Annotated in this window: 18 protein-coding genes; 9 read left to right on the plus strand and 9 right to left on the minus strand. The window is 73.2% G+C overall.

What is annotated here, in order from left to right; translation table 11 throughout:
- Position 1 precedes the first annotated feature (1 nt).
- Positions 2-1,447, plus strand: a complete 1,446-nt coding sequence (locus tag AB0E05_RS09605; RefSeq protein WP_361961115.1) for an aldehyde dehydrogenase family protein — start codon at positions 2-4, stop codon at positions 1,445-1,447.
- Positions 1,440-2,330, plus strand: coding sequence for an aldehyde dehydrogenase family protein (locus tag AB0E05_RS09610; protein ID WP_361961117.1), 891 nt, complete (start codon positions 1,440-1,442; stop codon positions 2,328-2,330). Before AB0E05_RS09605 ends, AB0E05_RS09610 begins: the two co-directional genes overlap by 8 nt.
- A gap of 70 nt (positions 2,331-2,400) precedes the next feature.
- Here AB0E05_RS09610 and AB0E05_RS09615 read toward each other — a convergent pair whose 3' ends face one another.
- Positions 2,401-2,814, minus strand: coding sequence for a hypothetical protein (locus AB0E05_RS09615; RefSeq protein WP_361961119.1), 414 nt, complete (start codon positions 2,812-2,814; stop codon positions 2,401-2,403).
- Positions 2,815-2,953: 139 nt separating this feature from the next.
- Between AB0E05_RS09615 and AB0E05_RS09620 the strand changes: the two genes are divergently transcribed.
- Together AB0E05_RS09620 and AB0E05_RS09625 are read left to right on the plus strand one after the other, a co-directional pair.
- Complete coding sequence (locus tag AB0E05_RS09620; protein ID WP_361961518.1) at positions 2,954-3,628, plus strand: ATP-binding protein; 675 nt, start codon at positions 2,954-2,956, stop codon at positions 3,626-3,628.
- Positions 3,625-4,245: a PH domain-containing protein gene (locus tag AB0E05_RS09625; protein WP_361961121.1), complete on the plus strand. Its 621-nt coding sequence runs from the start codon at positions 3,625-3,627 to the stop codon at positions 4,243-4,245. The genes AB0E05_RS09620 and AB0E05_RS09625 overlap by 4 nt, the downstream gene beginning before the upstream one ends.
- Positions 4,246-4,257: 12 nt before the next feature.
- Here AB0E05_RS09625 and AB0E05_RS09630 read toward each other — a convergent pair whose 3' ends face one another.
- Together AB0E05_RS09630 and AB0E05_RS09635 are read right to left on the minus strand one after the other, a co-directional pair.
- Complete coding sequence (locus tag AB0E05_RS09630) at positions 4,258-5,478, minus strand: glycosyltransferase family 39 protein (RefSeq protein WP_361961123.1); 1,221 nt, start codon at positions 5,476-5,478, stop codon at positions 4,258-4,260.
- Positions 5,479-5,718: 240 nt separating this feature from the next.
- Positions 5,719-6,291, minus strand: a complete 573-nt coding sequence (locus tag AB0E05_RS09635; RefSeq protein ID WP_361961125.1) for a TetR family transcriptional regulator — start codon at positions 6,289-6,291, stop codon at positions 5,719-5,721.
- Between the two features lie 82 nt (positions 6,292-6,373).
- Between AB0E05_RS09635 and AB0E05_RS09640 the strand changes: the two genes are divergently transcribed.
- Complete coding sequence (locus AB0E05_RS09640) at positions 6,374-7,327, plus strand: NADP-dependent oxidoreductase (protein WP_361961127.1); 954 nt, start codon at positions 6,374-6,376, stop codon at positions 7,325-7,327.
- A gap of 188 nt (positions 7,328-7,515) precedes the next feature.
- Positions 7,516-7,644, plus strand: a complete 129-nt coding sequence (locus AB0E05_RS09645) for a hypothetical protein (protein WP_361961129.1) — start codon at positions 7,516-7,518, stop codon at positions 7,642-7,644.
- A gap of 90 nt (positions 7,645-7,734) precedes the next feature.
- Here the strand turns inward: AB0E05_RS09645 and AB0E05_RS09650 are convergent, their stop codons facing one another.
- From AB0E05_RS09650 to AB0E05_RS09660, 3 genes are all read right to left on the minus strand, one after another.
- Positions 7,735-9,387: a phospho-sugar mutase gene (locus AB0E05_RS09650; RefSeq protein WP_361961131.1), complete on the minus strand. Its 1,653-nt coding sequence runs from the start codon at positions 9,385-9,387 to the stop codon at positions 7,735-7,737.
- A 52-nt stretch (positions 9,388-9,439) separates the two neighbouring features.
- Complete coding sequence (locus AB0E05_RS09655; RefSeq protein WP_361961520.1) at positions 9,440-10,267, minus strand: purine-nucleoside phosphorylase; 828 nt, start codon at positions 10,265-10,267, stop codon at positions 9,440-9,442.
- A 126-nt stretch (positions 10,268-10,393) separates the two neighbouring features.
- Positions 10,394-10,831 carry a gamma-glutamylcyclotransferase gene (locus AB0E05_RS09660; RefSeq protein WP_361961133.1) on the minus strand — a complete coding sequence of 146 codons (438 nt, stop codon included), beginning with the start codon at positions 10,829-10,831 and terminating at the stop codon, positions 10,394-10,396.
- A 264-nt stretch (positions 10,832-11,095) separates the two neighbouring features.
- Between AB0E05_RS09660 and AB0E05_RS09665 the strand changes: the two genes are divergently transcribed.
- Positions 11,096-12,535: an NAD(P)H-quinone dehydrogenase gene (locus tag AB0E05_RS09665; RefSeq protein ID WP_361961135.1), complete on the plus strand. Its 1,440-nt coding sequence runs from the start codon at positions 11,096-11,098 to the stop codon at positions 12,533-12,535.
- A gap of 206 nt (positions 12,536-12,741) precedes the next feature.
- Positions 12,742-13,719 (plus strand): DeoR/GlpR family DNA-binding transcription regulator, encoded by a 978-nt coding sequence (locus AB0E05_RS09670; RefSeq protein ID WP_361961137.1) that lies wholly within the window; start codon positions 12,742-12,744, stop codon positions 13,717-13,719.
- Positions 13,720-13,727: 8 nt separating this feature from the next.
- Here the strand turns inward: AB0E05_RS09670 and AB0E05_RS09675 are convergent, their stop codons facing one another.
- Entirely contained in the window at positions 13,728-14,363 is a 636-nt protein-coding gene (locus AB0E05_RS09675; protein WP_361961139.1) for a helix-turn-helix domain-containing protein, read from the minus strand.
- A 113-nt stretch (positions 14,364-14,476) separates the two neighbouring features.
- Entirely contained in the window at positions 14,477-16,231 is a 1,755-nt protein-coding gene (locus AB0E05_RS09680) for a biotin carboxylase N-terminal domain-containing protein (protein ID WP_361961141.1), read from the minus strand.
- Positions 16,232-16,603: 372 nt separating this feature from the next.
- On the opposite strand from AB0E05_RS09680, the gene AB0E05_RS09685 reads away from it, so the two are divergent.
- Positions 16,604-17,032, plus strand: coding sequence for a hypothetical protein (locus AB0E05_RS09685; RefSeq protein WP_361961143.1), 429 nt, complete (start codon positions 16,604-16,606; stop codon positions 17,030-17,032).
- Positions 17,033-17,090: 58 nt separating this feature from the next.
- On the opposite strand, the gene AB0E05_RS09690 is transcribed toward AB0E05_RS09685, so the two are convergent.
- On the minus strand, positions 17,091-17,714 hold the full coding sequence (locus AB0E05_RS09690; protein WP_361961145.1) for a nucleoside triphosphate pyrophosphatase: 624 nt from the start codon (positions 17,712-17,714) through the stop codon (positions 17,091-17,093).
- Positions 17,715-17,731 lie beyond the last annotated feature (17 nt).

Genomic DNA, 17,731 nt, shown 5'->3' on the forward strand with positions numbered 1-17,731 from the left:
GATGACCCATCCCCCTACCCCCTTCGCGTACGCCCCCGCGCCCGAGTCGCGCGCGGTCGTCGACATCGCGCCCGCGTACGGCCTCTTCATCGACGGGGAGTTCACCGACGGCTCGGGCGAGGAGCGCCACAAGACCCTCGCGCCCGCGACGGAGGAGGTCCTCGCGGAGTACGTGCAGGCGACCGAGGCGGACGTGGACCGCGCGGTGCGCGCCGCCGGCAAGGCGTTCGAGAAGTGGTCGGCGCTGCCCGGTGCGGAGCGCGGCAAGTACCTCTTCCGCATCGCCCGGATCATCCAGGAGCGCAGCCGCGAGCTGGCCGTCCTGGAGACCCTGGACAACGGCAAGCCGATCCGGGAGACCCGGGACGTGGACCTGCCGCTGGTCGCCGCGCACTTCTTCTACTACGCCGGCTGGGCCGACAAGCTGGACCACGCGGGCTTCGGCCCCGACCCGAAGCCGCTCGGCGTGGCCGGGCAGGTCATCCCGTGGAACTTCCCGCTGCTGATGCTGGCGTGGAAGATCGCGCCCGCGCTGGCCACCGGCAACACCGTCGTGCTCAAGCCGGCCGAGACGACCCCGCTGTCCGCGCTGTTCTTCGCCGACATCTGCCGCCAGGCCGGGCTGCCGAAGGGCGTCGTCAACATCGTCACCGGCGACGGCCGCACCGGTGCCGCGCTGGTCGCCCACCCGGACGTCGCCAAGGTCGCCTTCACCGGCTCCACCGCCGTCGGCAAGGCCATCGCCCGCCAGGTCGCCGGCGGCTCCAAGAAGCTCACGCTGGAGCTGGGCGGCAAGGGCGCGAACATCGTCTTCGACGACGCCCCGATCGACCAGGCCGTCGAGGGCATCGTCAACGGCATCTTCTTCAACCAGGGCCAGGTCTGCTGCGCCGGCTCGCGCCTGTTGGTCCAGGAGTCGATCCAGGACGAACTGCTGGACTCGCTCAAGCGCCGGCTCGCCACCCTGCGCCTGGGCGACCCGCTCGACAAGAACACCGACATCGGCGCGATCAACTCGGCCGAGCAGCTGGCCCGCATCACCGCGCTCGCCGAGACCGGCGAGGCGGAGGGCGCGGAGCGCTGGAGCGCCCCGTGCGAACTGCCGTCCAACGGTTACTGGTTCGCCCCCACACTCTTCACCGGCGTCACCCAGGCGCACACCGTCGCCCGGGACGAGATCTTCGGCCCCGTGCTGTCGGTGCTCACCTTCCGCACCCCGGACGAGGCCGTCGCCAAGGCCAACAACAGCCAGTACGGGCTGTCCGCCGGCATCTGGACGGAGAAGGGCTCCCGCATCCTCGCGGTCGCGAACAAGCTCCGCGCCGGCGTCGTCTGGGCCAACACCTTCAACAAGTTCGACCCGACCTCGCCCTTCGGCGGCTACAAGGAGTCGGGCTTCGGCCGCGAGGGCGGTCGCCACGGCCTGGAGGCTTACCTCGATGTCTGAGTCCCGACTGAGCGTGTTCAAGACCTACAAGCTGTACGTCGGGGGCAAGTTCCCCCGCTCCGAGAGCGGCCGGGTGTACGAGGTGACCGACTCCAAGTCCGGCACGTGGCTGGCGAACGCACCGCTCTCCTCCCGCAAGGACGCCCGGGACGCCGTCGTCGCGGCCCGCAAGGCGTTCGGCGGCTGGTCCGGCGCGACCGCGTACAACCGCGGACAGGTCCTGTACCGCGTCGCCGAGATGCTGGAGGGCCGACGCGAGCAGTTCGCCCGCGAGGTCGCGGCGGCGGAGGGCCTTTCGAAGTCGAAGGCGGCGGCCGTCGTGGACGCGAGCGTCGACCGCTGGGTCTGGTACGCCGGCTGGACCGACAAGATCGCACAGGTGGTCGGCGGGGCGAACCCGGTCGCCGGCCCGTACTTCAACCTCTCCACGCCCGAGCCCACGGGGGTCGTCGCGGTCCTCGCCCCCCAGGAGTCGTCGTTCCTGGGCCTGGTGTCGGTGCTCGCCCCGGTGATCGCCACCGGCAACACCGCCGTGGTGGTCGCCAGCGAGCGCGCCCCGCTGCCGGCGCTCTCGCTCGGCGAGGTGCTGGCCACCTCCGACGTCCCGGGCGGGGTGGTGAACGTGCTCTCCGGCCGTACGGCGGAACTCGCGGCGCCGCTCGCCGCCCACCAGGACGTGAACGCGATCGACCTGGCCGGCGCGGACGCGGCGCTGGCGAAGGAGTTGGAGATCGCGGCGGCGGACAACATGAAGCGAGTGCTGCGGCCGGAGCCGGTGGACTTCGCCGCGGACCCCGGCACCCGCCGGCTGACCGCCTTCCTGGAGACGAAGACGGTGTGGCACCCCACGGGCGCGCTGGGCGCCGCGGGTTCGTCGTACTGACGCAACGAAACGGGTGAGGACCCTCCGACGAACGACCGGAGGGCACTCACCCGTCCCGACCGCGGCGGCCCTACAGCGGCAGGGTCTGCACCAGGCCTCCGACGACCGGCAGGTCCTTCAGCCCCGCGCCGTTGGACAGCGGGCCCGTCACCAGGTCCGTACCCACCGGCTTGAAGTCCGCGACCTGGGTGCCGACCCCGTTCGCCAGCGGGTCGACGCCCGTCTGCGCCAGCGGGTTGATCTGGTGCTCCTTGAGGTAACCGAGGCCGCTCACCGAGTTCGTCAGCGCGTTCGTCACGCCGGCGCCCGGCCCCGACAGGGCGCTGCCCAGCACGTCGAGGCCGCCGAGTTCGCCCACGGGCGCGGCGACGGGGGCCGCCTGCGCCGCCGTCTGGCCCGCGCCGAGGGCGGCGGCCACCGCGGCGACGGTCAGCCCGGCGCCCAGGGCGAACCGTCGGGAGGTGGAGGGGGTCTGCGAGGTCATGGCTGACTGCCTACCAATCTGTGCCTGAGGGTAATGGATCGGACACATAGGGTATTTGAGGCGAGGATGTCGGATCCACCTCATCCCCGGTGGGTCCCCTCCACGGGGCAATGCCTCACACTGGTGTTCCGTGACTGCGATCCCCGCCCAACCCTCCCCGGCCACGCGCGTGCTGCTGCTCGCCGGCCCCTCCGGCTCCGGGAAGTCGTCGCTGGCCGCGCGCACGGGACTGCCGGTGCTGCGCCTCGACGACTTCTACAAGGAGGCCGACGACCCGACCCTGCCGCTCGTCCCGGACAGCGCCGACATCGACTGGGACTCCCCGAAGTCGTGGGACGCGGACGCGGCCGTGACGGCGATCGAGGAACTGTGCCGCACCGGACGCACGCACGTCCCGGTGTACGACATCGCCACCAGCGCCCGGGTCGGCCGGGACGCGCTCGCGATCGACCGCACGCCCCTCTTCGTCGCCGAGGGGATCTTCGCCGCCGACATCGTCGCCCGCTGCCAACAGCTCGGTGTCCTCGCCGACGCGATCTGCCTGCGCGGACGCCCCGCCACCACCTTCCGCCGCCGGCTGCTGCGCGATCTGCGCGAGGGCCGCAAGTCCGTGCCCTTCCTGCTGCGCCGGGGCTGGCGGCTGATGCGCGCCGAGCGCGGCATCGTCCACCGGCAGGCCCTGCTCGGCGCGCACCCCTGCGGCAAGGAGGAGGCGCTGGGGCGGGTGGCCGCGGCTGCGGCGGGCCGCCACCGGCCCGCGATGCCGCCCGCGAGCGCGCCCGTTTCCGGACGTACGGCAGAATCGGACGCATGAGCAAGCCGAAGTCGCCCGCAGAGCCCACCTACGCCGACCGCGCGTACCGGTCGACCTCGGGAATGGTCGGCGGTGGGCTGCTGCTGGCGCTGATGGCCTGGCTCGGCGGGGACGCGGTCTTCCGCGGCGACGGGCTCACCCCCCTGTACGCCATCGCGGGCGTCCTGTTCGCCGCGCCGCTGGTCATCGCGTTCACCCTGCGGCCCGCGGTGTTCGCCAACGAGGACCGGGTCCGGATCAGGAACCCGTTCCGGACGATCGTCCTGCCCTGGGGCGCGGTCGGCCAGATCCGGGCCGCGTACTCCACCGAGGTCGTCTCCAAGGACGGCGCCAAGTTCCCGATGTGGGCGATCCCGGTCTCCCTGCGCCAGCGCAAGCGCGCCACCCGCCAGCAGGCGAAGCGCGAACGCGACCAGAGCCAGGGCCGCGAGACGGAGCTGCGGCCGGTGCAGCGGGCGCAGGCGGACGAGGCGATCAACGAGCTGCGCGAGCTGTTCGAGCGGCACGGCCCCGAGCAGGGCGGACAGGGCGAGATCTCGGTCCGCTGGTCGTACGAGGTCCTCGCGCCCACGCTGGCGGGCGCGCTGGTCCTGGTGATCCTCTCCGTGGCGAGCTGACCGCGGTACGTCTCACGGGGGGCCCGGCCAGACCAGGAGCATGTGGGCACCCAGCCAGGCCGACAGCAGCGTGGCCCCCGCCAGCACCACCGCCACCGTCAGCCGGCGGCGGGCCCGGGCCAGCGCCAGCGCCAGCGGGAGCAGCAGCGGGAAGCCGGGCAGCAGGAACCGGGCGCGCGGGAAGTACACGCCCGCGCTGCCCAGCACCACCAGCAGCAGCACGCCGGTGAAGACCAGCAGCGGCAGCGGCTGCCGGTCCGCCAGGCACAGCACGTACATCACCACGGCCAGCACCAGGCACGCGGAGACCGCGAGCACGAAGAGCTGCGGGCGCGGCTCGTAGAAGAGCTGCTGCCGCAGCTCCAGCACGGTCGCCCGGCCGCCGTCCCACTCGTTCTTCCACAACCGCTGTACGGCGAAGTACCCGTCGACCCGGCCGACGCGGGCACCCACCCACCCCACGAACCCCAACCACCCCAGCGGCGCGAGGGCCGCGCCCACGAGGGCGGGCGCACGGGGGCCGCCGTGGCGGCGCCGGCACGACAACAGCGCGGCCAGCGTCACCGCGACGGCGAGCGCCACGCCCGTCGGCCGGGCCAGCCCCGCCAGGCACGCCAGCGCGCCCGCCGCGAGCCAGCGGCCGGTGAGGACCGCGTACAGCGACCACGCGGCGAGCGCGGTGAACAGCGACTCCGTGTACCCCATCCACTGCACGACCGCGACGGGGAACGCGCCCCACAGCACCGCCAGCAACGTGCCCACGCGCCGGCCGTGCAGACGCTCCCCGACCGCGTGCACGCCCCACGCCGCGGCGAACGAGCACACCACGGAGAGCACCAGTGCCACGGAGGCGCGGGAGCCCGGGGTGACGGCCGCGAACGCCTTCACGAGCAGCGGGTAGAGGGGGAAGAAGGCGAGGTTGTTCGCGTTGACGCGGGTGCCGAGCTCGTCGGTGTAGCCGTGGTCGGCGATCCCGAGGTACCAGTTCGAGTCCCAGGACGTCGCCAGCGTGGGCCACACCCCGTGCCCCTTGGCGTGCGCCAGCCGGGCGAGCACCGCGAGGCCCACCAGCCGCACGACGAGGTACGCGAGGAGCGCGGGGGCGGCGGAGCGCAGCGAACGCAGCACCCGGGCCCGGTGCCGCGGGGCCCGGCGCCGGCGGAAGGGGCCCGTCGGGCGGGGCGTGCGTCGGGAAGCGGGTACGTACGCGCGTACGGTCGCTGCGGGTGACAACGGCGGGTGCTCCTGGTGGCTCGGCGCGCCCGTGTCGGCGCTCCCGGGCCACCATTGCCCGGGACGGTGCCCGCGCCGCCCCGTCCCGCGTCCCCCACGTACAAGAATCACCCGCGCGGTGCAGCGTGCCTGCCCCTGTCCGATGCGTGTTCGCACCCCGTCCCGGGTCCCCCCGGTGCGCGTGCGGGCGCTGTGCGCCGCTGCCCGCCTTGGTGGGCGCCGCCCCTCCTCGCGGCAGACTCAGCCGACCGGCGGGGCCGGCGGTGCGACCGCCTCACGCAGTTCGGCGGCGGTCTGGGCGACGAGCTCGGAGAGGGTCGCGTCCGGGTCTGCCAGCCAGCGGGACGTGGCGCGCCGGGAGACCGCTATCGCCACGTCGATGATGAAGCGTGCTTTGCCGGGTTCGACGCCGCGGTGCTCAAGCGCCCGTGTCAGCGCGTCGGCGATGTCGGCGAGCTTGGTCAGATCGCGCTCGGCCAGTGCCGGGCTGGCGGCGATCACCCTGACGCGGCGCAGCAGGAACTCGCGCGGGCGGAAGATCTCGTCGGCGGTCCCCAGCGCGGTCAGCAGCGCATCGATCGGCGTGAGGCCCGGGTCGGCCGCCTCGACCTGGGCGACGAGGTGGGCCTGGAGCTCGTCACCGGCGAAGAGGACCTCCCGCTTGTCGGGGAAGTAGCGGTAGAACGAGCGCTCGGTCAGACCGGCGGTGCGCGCGATCTGTGCGACCGAGGTGCGCTCGAACCCCTGTGCTTCGAAAAGCTCCAGTGCGGCGCGCTTGAGCCGGCCCTGTGCGTCTGACTCCCATCTCGGCATGCCTACCAGGGTATGACAGCAGAGGCTGTCGTCGTGGCGTTAGGGTTGATGACAACAGATGCTGTCATCAATGGAGGTCGTCATGAAGGCTCTTCAGTTCGACCGGTTCGGCTCCCCGGACGTGATCGTGCTTCGTGAGGTCCCGAAGCCGGAGCCGGGACCCGGCCAGATCCGGATCGCCGTACGGGCGTGCGGCCTGACGCCGGGTGACTGGGCAGTGGTCGACGGCCTGCTCGCCGACCGGTTGCCGCCGCTGCCGCGCGGGCTCGGCGTTGAGGTCGCGGGCACCGTCGACGCGCTCGGTGAGGGCGTCATCGGTGTCGAGGTCGGCGACCGCGTGTTCGGCCCGGCGGTCTTCGACGGCCCGACAGCCGGGGCCGCCGAGTACGCGCTGATGGCGGTCTGGGCGCGCATTCCCGTGGGCGTCACCGCCGAGCAGGCCGCCGCGCTGCCGATGGCGGCCGAGACGGCATGGCACGCGCTCGACGACCTCGGCGTCCAGCCGGGTGAGCTGCTGCTCGTTCATGGCGCGGGCTCCACCGTGGGTGAGGCGGCGGTGCGCTTCGCGCTGCACCGGGGTGTCCGGGTGATCGCCACCGCCGGGCCGACGCGGGCCGCAGCCCTGGAAGAGGTCGGCGCCCGGGTGACCCGCTACGGCGACGGCGTGGCCGAACGCGTCGCTGCATTGGCCGGCGGCCGGGTCGACCGCGCCCTGGACGCGGCCCCGACCGGTGGCCGGATCGACCGCGCCCACCAGGCCAGCCCGGGCGGCGGCTCGCTGCCGTCGCTGATCGAGCTGACCGGGGACCCCGACCGCGTCCTCACCGTCTCGGACTTCGCCGCCGCAGCCGAGCTGGGGACCCGGATTACTCAGATAGAGATGCGCTACGACCGGATGAGCGAGTTCGCCCGGCTGGCCGGCGAAGGCGTTCTCGTCGTTTCGGTCGCCCGCACCTACCCGCTCGATCAGATTCAGGAGGCGGCCACGCTCAGCCAGTCCCGTCGGCCCGGCGGCAAGCTCATGCTCGTCCTGTGATCGGGTGTGAAGCGGGTGAAGAAGCACGCGGGGTGACGATGACGCGGTGGGGTGCGTTGCAGTCCCGGAGCCGGATCATGCGGGTGGCGTCGGGCATGGGGTGTGTGCGGGTTCGACGTTGAGCGTCACGGGCCGGTCGTCCCGGGTTCGGGGTGCGGGGTCGGTGGGCCCCAGCGCACGGGTTCGCGGTGGATCTCGGCGAAGGGGTCGTGGCCGGTGGCGCGGAGGTGGAACTCCATCCACTCGTCCGCGTCCCCGTCGACGCGTTCGCCGCCTTCGTGACCGGCGTCAAGGCCGGCACCTTCGGCACGGTCTGACGAACACACCCCGCACCACCACGAGGGCGCCCCGCCGAGTCCCGTTCTCTGGCTCGGTGGGGCGCCCCCGTTGTCCCAAGGCCCGGCGGGCTACAGCCCGGCTGACGTGGCGAGGTCGGACTTGAGCGACTGGAGCAGTTCCTCCGCCCGGGACCGGGCCGACGGCAGCGCGTCCCGGTCCGCCACCGGGAGCACGACCTCCAGGTAGCACTTGAGCTTGGGCTCCGTGCCGCTGGGGCGGACGATCACGCGGGCGCGGTACTCGCCGGCGAGGTGGTAGCGCAGGCCGTCCGTCGGCGGCAGATCGCCCGCGCCCTGCGCCAAGTCCTCCGCGGAGGTCACCGCGAGGCCCGCCAGCTCCGCGGGGGGCGCCGACCGCAGGCGGGCCATCGCCGCGCGGATGACGTCCAGGTCGTCGACCCGTACGGACAACTGGTCCGTCGCGTGCAGACCGTGCTCGACCGCGAGGTCGTCCAGCAGGTCCGTCAGCGTGCGGCCCTCCTCCTTCAGTACGGAGGCCAGCTCCGCGATCAGCAGCGCCGCCGTGATGCCGTCCTTGTCGCGGACGCCGTCGGGGTCGACGCAGTAGCCGAGGGCCTCCTCGTACCCGTACCGCAGGCCGTCGACGCGGGCGATCCACTTGAAGCCGGTCAGGGTCTCCTCGTACGGCAGGCCCGCGGCGTCCGCGATCCGGCCGAGGAGGGACGAGGAGACGATCGACTCGGCGAAGGTGCCGCGCGCGCCGGAGCGGACGAGGTGCGCCGCGAGCAGCGCGCCCACCTCGTCGCCGCGCAGCATGCGCCAGTCGCCCTCGTGCGGCACGGCGACGGCGCAGCGGTCCGCGTCCGGGTCGTTCGCGATGATCAGGTCGGGGCGGACTCGACGGGCCGCGGCGAACGCGAGGTCCATCGCGCCCGGCTCCTCCGGGTTCGGGAAGGCGACCGTCGGGAACGCCGGGTCCGGGTCCGCCTGCTCGGCCACCGGCACCGGCGCGGGGAAGCCCGCCCGGGCGAACGCCGCCTCCAGCACCGGCCGGCCCACGCCGTGCAGCGCGGTGTGGACGGTGGTCGCGGTGCGCGGCGAGCCGGGGTTGAGGACCGCGTCGGTGCGCTCCAGGTACGCCGTGAGCACCTCGTCGCCGAGCACCTGCCAGCCGGACTCGGCGCGGGGGACGTCCGCGAGGCCGGCGACCGCGTCGATCTCCGCGGCGATCCCGGTGTCCGCGGGCGGCACGATCTGTGAGCCGTCCCCGAGGTACACCTTGTAGCCGTTGTCGCGCGGCGGGTTGTGCGAGGCGGTGACCTCCACGCCCGCGACGGCGCCCAGGTGCCGTATGGCGAAGGCGAGCACGGGGGTCGGCAGCGGGCGTGGCAGCACCGCGGCCCGCAGTCCCGCGCCCACCATCACCGCGGCGGTGTCGCGCGCGAAGTCGGCGGACTTGTAGCGCGCGTCGTACCCGATGACGACGAGGCCGTCGCCCCGCCCCTCGGCCTTGAGGTACGCGGCGAGCCCGGCGGCGGCGCGGATCACCACCGCGCGGTTCATCCGCATGGGTCCGGCGCCCAGCTCGCCGCGGAGCCCGGCGGTGCCGAACTGGAGCGTGCCGGCGAAACGCGCCGCCAGCTCGGCGGTGTCGCCGCCGGCCCGCACCGCCTCGATCAGCTCCGCCAACTCCGTACGGGTGTCGGGGTCAGGGTCCTCGGCGAGCCAGGTCGCGGCCCGCTCCATGAGGTCCTGCTGCACGTCCGTCCGCCTCTCGTCGTTCCTCGCGTACGCCTTCGAGCCCGACAGGCTCTCAGACGCGGGTCAGGACCCGGGTCAGCAGCTCGCCCATGCGGGCTGCGGAGTCACGGCCGGCCTGGAGCACTTCCTCGTGGTTCAGCGGCTCGCCCGAGAGCCCCGCGGCGAGGTTGGTGACGAGCGAGATGCCCAGCACCTCGGCGCCGGCCTCGCGCGCCGCGATGGCCTCCAGCACCGTGGACATGCCCACCAGGTCGCCGCCGATCGCGCGGACCATGTTGATCTCGGCGGGGGTCTCGTAGTGCGGGCCGGTGAACTGGACGTACACGCCCTCCTCCAGGGAGGGGTCGACCTCCTTGCACAGCGTGCGCAGCCGCGGCGAGTACAGGTCGGTCAGGTCGACGAAGTTGGCGCCGACGATGGGGGAGGTGGCGGTGAGGTTGATGTGGTCGCTGATGAGGACCGGCTGGCCGGGGCGCATGCCCTCGCGCAGACCGCCGCAGCCGTTCGTCAGGATCACCGTCTTGCAGCCCGCGGCGACCGCGGTGCGCACGCCGTGGGCGACCGCGGCGACGCCCCGGCCCTCGTAGTAGTGCGTGCGGCCCAGGAAGACCAGGATCCGCTTGTCGCCGATGCGGTACGAGCGGATCCGGCCGCCGTGGCCGGCGACCACGGGCGGCGGGAAGCCCGGAACCTCGGTGACCGGGAACTCGGACTCGGGCGCGCCCAGTGCGTCGACGGCCGGTGCCCAGCCGGAGCCCATCACGAGGGCCACGTCGTGGGTCTCGGCGCCGGTCAGCTCCCGCAGGCGCACGGCGGCGGCGTCGGCCGCGACGCGCGGATCGTGGGGGGCGGCAGCAGCGCCGTTGAGCTCCGGATTCACATGTGCGTTCACGCGAATGAGGGTAGCCCCAGATTCCCTACGCGCGTAGATGAAGAAGGCACGGACACGCGGATCGTTGTCTTGTCGTTTCCGACGAAGCCGCCCGACGTTCGGGCACCCGTGTCTTCAGCAGGGGCGCTTGCGCAGCTCCATCACGTAGTCGTGCGGCGCCCCGGCCGACTCCGCGGCGTCCGCCATCTCGCCCAGGTAGCGCGCCGAGGGCAACCCGCCCTCGTACCCGTTCAGGACGTACGTCCAGGCCGGCTCCTCGCCGTCCAGGGTGTGGACGCGGATGCGCATCCGCCGGTAGATGTCGAGGCCGACGCCCTCCCAACGGTCCATGGAGTCCTCGTCCATCGGGGCGATGTCGTAGAGGGCCACGAAGACCTGGGAGCGCGGCGCCTCCACGATCGTGGCGAGCGCTCCCTCCCAGCCGAGCTGTTCGCCGCCGAAGGTCAGCCGCCAGCCGTTCAGCCAGCCCGTGCCGCGCAGCGGGGAGTGCGGTGCGCGGCGGGACATCAGCCGCGCGTCGAGGTTGCCGGCGTACGCGGCGTAGAGCGACATGGGATCGAGGGTACGGGAGGGGCGCGGGTGGTTGCCTTGTCCGCTGTGTTTCCCGGCGTTCCGCGGGGGTCTGCGGCGTTCTGTGCTGCGGGATAACGCCAGGTCGGCTCCGAGCGGCGCGGAATGCCGGCCCGGGCGCGGGGCAGGTTGATGCGTGCGGGACAATGGGGTACGTACTCCAGTCCGGCGGGACGCACACGGGGCCCGCACGGCAGGCACCCGCACACCCACCCGGACCGAACGAGAGCGCGAGGCGTAACCCCAGTGACCCGGATCGTGATCATCGGCGGCGGACCCGGCGGATACGAGGCGGCCCTGGTGGGCGCCCAACTCGGCGCGGAGGTGACCGTCGTCGACTGCGACGGCCTCGGCGGCGCGTCCGTGCTGACCGACTGCGTCCCCTCGAAGACCCTGATCGCCACCGCCGAGGTGATGACGACCTTCGACTCCTCCTACGAGGAGCTCGGCATCATCGTCGCCGACGACACCCCGCCGCTGGAGCAGTCGGCCCGGGTGGTCGGCGTCGACCTCGGCAAGGTGAACCGACGGGTGAAGCGGCTGGCGCTCGCCCAGTCCCACGACATCACCGCGTCCGTGACCCGGGCCGGCGCCCGGGTGCTGCGCGGGCGCGGCCGGCTGGAGGGCCAGCAGGCCGCGGACGGTTCGCGCACGGTCGTCGTCACCGCGGCCGACGGCACCGAGGAGCGGCTGACCGCGGACGCCGTCCTGATCGCCACCGGCGGCCACCCGCGCGAGATCCCCGACGCGCTCCCCGACGGCGAGCGCATCCTGAACTGGACCCAGGTCTACGACCTCGACGAGCTGCCCGACGAGCTGATCGTGGTCGGCTCCGGCGTCACCGGCGCCGAGTTCGCCGGCGCGTACCAGGCGCTCGGCTCCCGGGTCACCCTGGTCTCCTCGCGCGACCGCGTGCTGCCCGGTGAGGACCCGGACGCGGCGGCCGTACTGGAGGACGTCTTCCGCCGCCGCGGGATGAACGTCATGGCCCGCTCCCGCGCCGAGTCCGCCAAGCGGGTCGGCGACCGGGTCGAGGTCACCCTCGCCGACGGCCGGGTCATCTCCGGCTCGCACTGCCTGATGGCGGTCGGCGCCATCCCCAACTCCGCCGGGATGGGCCTGGAGGAGGCGGGCGTACGGCTCAAGGACTCCGGCCACATCTGGACGGACAAGGTCTCCCGCACCACCGCGCCGGGCGTGTACGCGGCCGGTGACGTCACCGGGGTGTTCGCGCTCGCGTCGGTGGCGGCCATGCAGGGCCGCATCGCGATGTACCACTTCCTCGGCGACGCCGTGCAGCCGCTGAACCTGAAGACCGTCTCGTCGAACGTCTTCACGGACCCGGAGATCGCGACCGTCGGCTACACGCAGGCGGACGTGGACTCGGGGCTGATCGACGCCCGGGTCGTCAAGCTGCCGCTGCTGCGCAACGCCCGCGCGAAGATGCAGGGCATCCGGGACGGCTTCGTCAAGATCTTCTGCCGGCCGGGCACGGGGATCGTGGTCGGCGGCTGCGTGGTGGCGCCGCGGGCCAGCGAGCTGATCCACCCCATTTCGATCGCGGTCGACAACAACCTGACCGTGGAGCAGATCGCCAACGCCTTCACCGTGTACCCGTCCCTGTCGGGGTCGATCGCGGAGGTGGCGCGCCAGCTCCAGACGCGGAAGGCGACCGGCGAGGGCTGAGCGGCTCCGAGGCGGGTCCGGGCCGGTCAAGGTGGGACAAACCCGGGCGAGCATTGGCTTTTCGCTCGCCCGGTGATCACCTTCCGACCTCGGTACGGTCAGGTGTGGACCCCTCCATACCACTCGGCACCACTCCCCGGGCGCAAAACTCGTTAATCGGTGCATGGAGCTGAAAAGCGTCGGCCGATCAGGTTACTGTCAGTTCCGTGTTCGCTGCAGAACGTCGCCAACTGATCCTTGAAATGGTGCGCGCCAACGGAGCCGTATCGCTCCGGGAGCTCGCCCGCGTCGTCCAGACCTCCGAGGTGACCGTACGTCGGGACGTGCGCGCCCTGGAGGCCGAAGGACTCCTCGACCGGCGCCACGGCGGCGCGGTGCTGCCGGGCGGCTTCACCCGCGAGTCGGGCTTCCCGCAGAAGTCCCTGTCGGCCACCGCCGAGAAGACCGCGATCGCCGACCTCGCCGCGAGCCTCGTCAAGGAGGGCGAGGCGATCGTCGTGGGCGCGGGCACCACCACCCAGGAGCTGGCCCGCCGGCTCGCCCGGGTGCCCGGCCTCACCGTCGTCACCAACTCCCTGCTGGTCGCCCAGGCCCTGGCGCACGCCAACCGCGTCGAGGTCGTGATGACCGGCGGGACCCTGCGCGGCTCCAACTACGCGCTGGTCGGCAGCGGTGCCGAGCAGTCCCTCCAAGGGCTGCGGGTCTCCCGGGCGTTCCTGTCCGGGAGCGGGCTGACCGCCGAGCGCGGGCTGTCCACGTCCAACATGCTCTCCGCGAGCGTCGACCGGGCCCTGGTGCAGGCGGCGGCGGAGGTCGTGGTCCTCGCCGACCACACCAAGCTGGGCGCGGACACCATGTTCCAGACCGTGCCGACGGACGTCATCACCCGACTGGTCACCGACGAGCCGCCGGCCCACGACGACCGGGCGGCGGCGGAACTCCAGGCGCTGGCCGACCAGGGCGTCCAGATCGCCGTGGCGGGAGCGACCGGGCCCACCGCGACCGAGCAGGGCGGACGCACCCCGCGCCGCGAGGTCCCGCTGCCGGGCCAGCGCCGCACCCGCGGCGGAGGCACCCCCACCCGCCTCACGCCCGCCGCGCTCGAACGCGACGGGCTGGGCGGCGGCGGAGGCGGAGGCGGCGGAATGGAGCGCGGCGCCCGGGTCGCCGGGCTACGCCGCTGACGCAGCCCTCAGCGGCGCAGGCCGCGCAGGGTGAGGGCCAGCAGCCGGTCCGGCAGGCCCGGGTCCGCGGGCGACTGCTCGCCCGCGAGGGCGATCGCGTTCGTGAGCTGCATCAGGTCGCCGATGGACGTGTCGTCCCGTACGGCTCCGGCGTCGACCGCCCGCCGCAGCAGCTGCTCGCCCGCCTCGGCCAGCGGCACGCAGCACGAGGAGAGCGCCGAGTCCGCGTCGTGGGAGGCGGACATCAGCGCGCGTGAGATCCCGTTGTACTCGCCCGAGCAGGAGATCAGCGCGCGCAGCCACTCGGCGAGCGCGGCGAAGGGGTCGGGCGCGTCCGCCAGCGCCCGCGAACGGTCCAGCAGGGCGGCGAGCGCGTCCTGGAAGACCGCGCTCATGATCGCGTGCCGGTTCGGGAAGTGCCGATACAGGGTGCCGATGCCGACGCCCGAACGGCGGGCGATCTCCTCCAGGGACGCATCGGTGCCGCGCTCGGCGAAGACGGCACGGGCCTCGGTCAGCAGCCGGTCGTAGTTGCGGCGCGCGTCGGCCCGCTTGGGACGGACCGCCCGGGCGACCTGCCCCACCTGCCCGGTCCGCCCGGCCCTCCCGTCCGTCGTGCCACCCGTCCCCGGTCCCGGCATCATCGCGTCGTTCCTTCCTCGGTCCCCCGCTCCAGCTGGTCACCCAGCGGACGGAGGGCCCGTCCGGTCGTCGACGACCGGACGGGCCCTCCGTCACGACTCGGGCCAGGGCGGTGTCAGTCCTTGATCTCGCAGATGGCCGCACCGGAGGAGATCGCGGCGCCCACCTCCGCGGCCAGTCCCTTGACGGTGCCCGCGCGGTGCGCGTTCAGCGGCTGCTCCATCTTCATCGCCTCCAGGACGACGACCAGGTCGCCCTCCTGCACCTGCTGGCCCTCTTCGACGGCGACCTTCACGATCGTGCCCTGCATCGGGGAGGCGAGGGTGTCGCCGGACGCCCCGGACGCGGACTTGCGGGCCGCGCGCCGCTTGGGCTTCGCGCCCGCCGCCAGGCCCGTACGGGCCAGGGTCATGCCCAGGTGCGCGGGGAGCGAGACCTCCAGGCGCTTGCCGCCGACCTCGACGACGACGGTCTCGCGGCCCGTCTCCTCCTCCGTCTCCGCGTCCCCGGACGCGGTGAACGCCGGGATCTCGTTGACGAACTCGGTCTCGATCCAGCGGGTGTGCACCCGGAAGGGGTCACTGGTGAAGTCGGGGTCGACGACCACGGCGCGGTGGAAGGGGATGGCGGTGGCCATGCCCTCGACCTGGAACTCGCCCAGCGCCCGGGCGGCGCGCTGGAGCGCCTGCTCGCGGGTGGCGCCGGTGATGACCAGCTTGGCGAGCAGGGAGTCCCACGCGGGGCCGATGACGCTGCCGGACTCGACGCCCGCGTCCAGCCGGACGCCGGGGCCGGTCGGCGCGGCGAAGGAGGTCACGGTGCCGGGCGCGGGCAGGAAGTTGCGGCCCGGGTCCTCGCCGTTGATCCGGAACTCGAAGGAGTGGCCGCGCACCGGCGGGTCGTCGTAGCCCAGCTCCTCGCCGTCGGCGATGCGGAACATCTCGCGCACGAGGTCGATGCCGGTGACCTCTTCGGTGACCGGGTGCTCGACCTGGAGCCGGGTGTTGACCTCCAGGAAGGAGATCGTGCCGTCGAGGCCGACGAGGAACTCGACCGTGCCGGCGCCGACGTAGCCGGCCTCCTTCAGGATCGCCTTGGAGGCGCGGTACAGCTCCGCGTTCTGCTCGTCCGTCAGGAACGGGGCCGGGGCCTCCTCCACCAGCTTCTGGTGCCGGCGCTGGAGGGAGCAGTCACGGGTGGAGACCACCACGACGTTGCCGTGCTGGTCGGCCAGGCACTGCGTCTCGACGTGCCGCGGCTTGTCCAGGTAGCGCTCGACGAAGCACTCGCCCCGGCCGAACGCGGCGACCGCCTCGCGGACCGCCGAGTCGTACAGCTCCGGCACCTCTTCCAGGGTGCGGGCGACCTTCAGTCCGCGACCGCCGCCGCCGAAGGCGGCCTTGATCGCGATGGGCAGCCCGTTCTCCCGGGCGAAGGCGACGACCTCGTCCGCGCCCGCGACCGGGTCGGGCGTGCCGGCGACCAGCGGCGCGCCGGCGCGCTGGGCGATGTGCCGGGCGGCGACCTTGTCGCCGAGGTCCCGGATCGCCGCGGGCGGCGGACCGATCCAGGTCAGTCCGGCGTCGAGCACGGCCTGGGCGAACTCGGCGTTCTCGGACAGGAAGCCGTAACCCGGGTGGATCGCGTCGGCTCCCGAGTCCTTCGCCGCCTGGAGCACCTTGCCCATGTCCAGATAGCTGGCCGCCGGGGTGTCACCGCCCAGGGCGAACGCCTCGTCGGCCGCGCGGACGTGCAGAGCGTCCCGGTCCGGATCGGCGTATACGGCGACGCTCGCGATGCCGGCGTCACGGCAGGCCCTGGCGACGCGGACCGCGATTTCGCCTCGGTTGGCGATGAGCACCTTGCGCACGTTGGCTCCCTCCTTGAAACAAGCCGAGTTTAGGGACTGCCGACACGGCCGTTCGACCCGTCCCCTATGGTGAGCTTGCCCACACGGAGCGTGATTCGAGGCTCGCTCGAAGTCGCAAAATCCCTAGTCGCACCACGGTACGACGGGTTTACCTTCCAGACAGTAGCCCGCCTGTGTGGCGCAGGTCTCTGTGCGCGGGGCCAGCCGCCCCACCCCTTTCTTTGTGGAGTCCCTACGAATGGCCGAACGATTCCGCTCCGTTCGGTGGGGTGGGGCGGGTGGTGCCGGAGCCTTGTCCGGTGGTTTACCCATGAGTAGCGTGCACGCTGTCCTCGGTGCGTACTGGCGGTGACGGAGGGGGTGGGGTCCGTGATGCGCAGACCGGTGGCCTGGGTGGCGGCGGTCGTCCTGCTGGTGGAGGCGGTGGGCATCGTGGTGATCAACGGCGTCCTCGCCGCGTTCGTGGACGGCCAGTCCATGTCCCTGGACGGCCTGGACCCCGATGCGATGGTCGTCGGCACCTGGGCGGCGGGCGGCGCCCTCGGGCTCTTCCTCGCCGGGTGCGCGACGATCTGCGTCCTCGCCGCCCTACGGGACCGCTCGCCCGGTCGCTTCGGCCGCGGCCTGCTGATCGCGGCGGCGGTGGTGCACGGCGTGCTGGGGGCGGTGACCGTGGGCCTGGTGGGCTGGTCGGCCTTCGCCTTCCTGATGGTGGTGCTGGGGCTGATCGTGCTGGTGCTGACGTCGTACGACCCGCGGGAGGCGGAGCGGGCGCCCGCGGGCGGGCCGGCGCCGGCGTAGGGGCTCCGCGCTCTGCGCCCCGTGCTCCGTCTTCCGCGCTCCGTGCTTCCGGTTCGGCTCAGGTCCAGAAGTCGGTCACCGAGTGGCCGAGCTCGGCCAGCAGGGTGCGCACCAGCGGCAGCGAGATGCCGATGACGTTGCCGTGGTCGCCCTCGATGCCGTCGACGAACGGGCCGGAGCGCCCGTTGAGGGTGAACGCGCCCGCCACGTGGAGCGGTTCGCCGGTCGCGACGTACGCGGCGATCTCGGCGTCCGTCGGCTCGCCGAAGTGCACCGTCGTGGACGCGGTCGCCGACGCGATCCGCCCGGTGGTCGTGTCGGTGATGCAGTGCCCGGTCCGCAGCACGCCGGAGCGCCCCCGCATCGCCTTCCACCGCGCGGTGGCCTCCTCCGCGTCCGCGGGCTTGCCCAGCGCCTCCCCGTCCAGGTCGAGCACCGAGTCGCAGCCGATCACGAGCGCGCGGGTGACGTGGGGGAGGGCGGCGACGACGGCCGCCTTCTCCTCGGCGAGCACGAGGGCGAGTTCGCCGGGCGTGGGCGCGCTCAGGGCGTCCTCGTCGACGCCGCTGACGATCACCTCGGGGTCGAAGCCCGCGGCCCGCAACTGGCGCAGGCGGGCGGGGGAGGCGGAGGCGAGGACGAGGCGGAGAGGGGCGGCGGGAGCGGAGGGTTGGCCGGTCATGCGGCCATGTTAGGCGC

This window comes from Streptomyces sp. NPDC048057 (assembly GCF_040653095.1).
GTDB lineage: Bacteria > Actinomycetota > Actinomycetes > Streptomycetales > Streptomycetaceae > Streptomyces.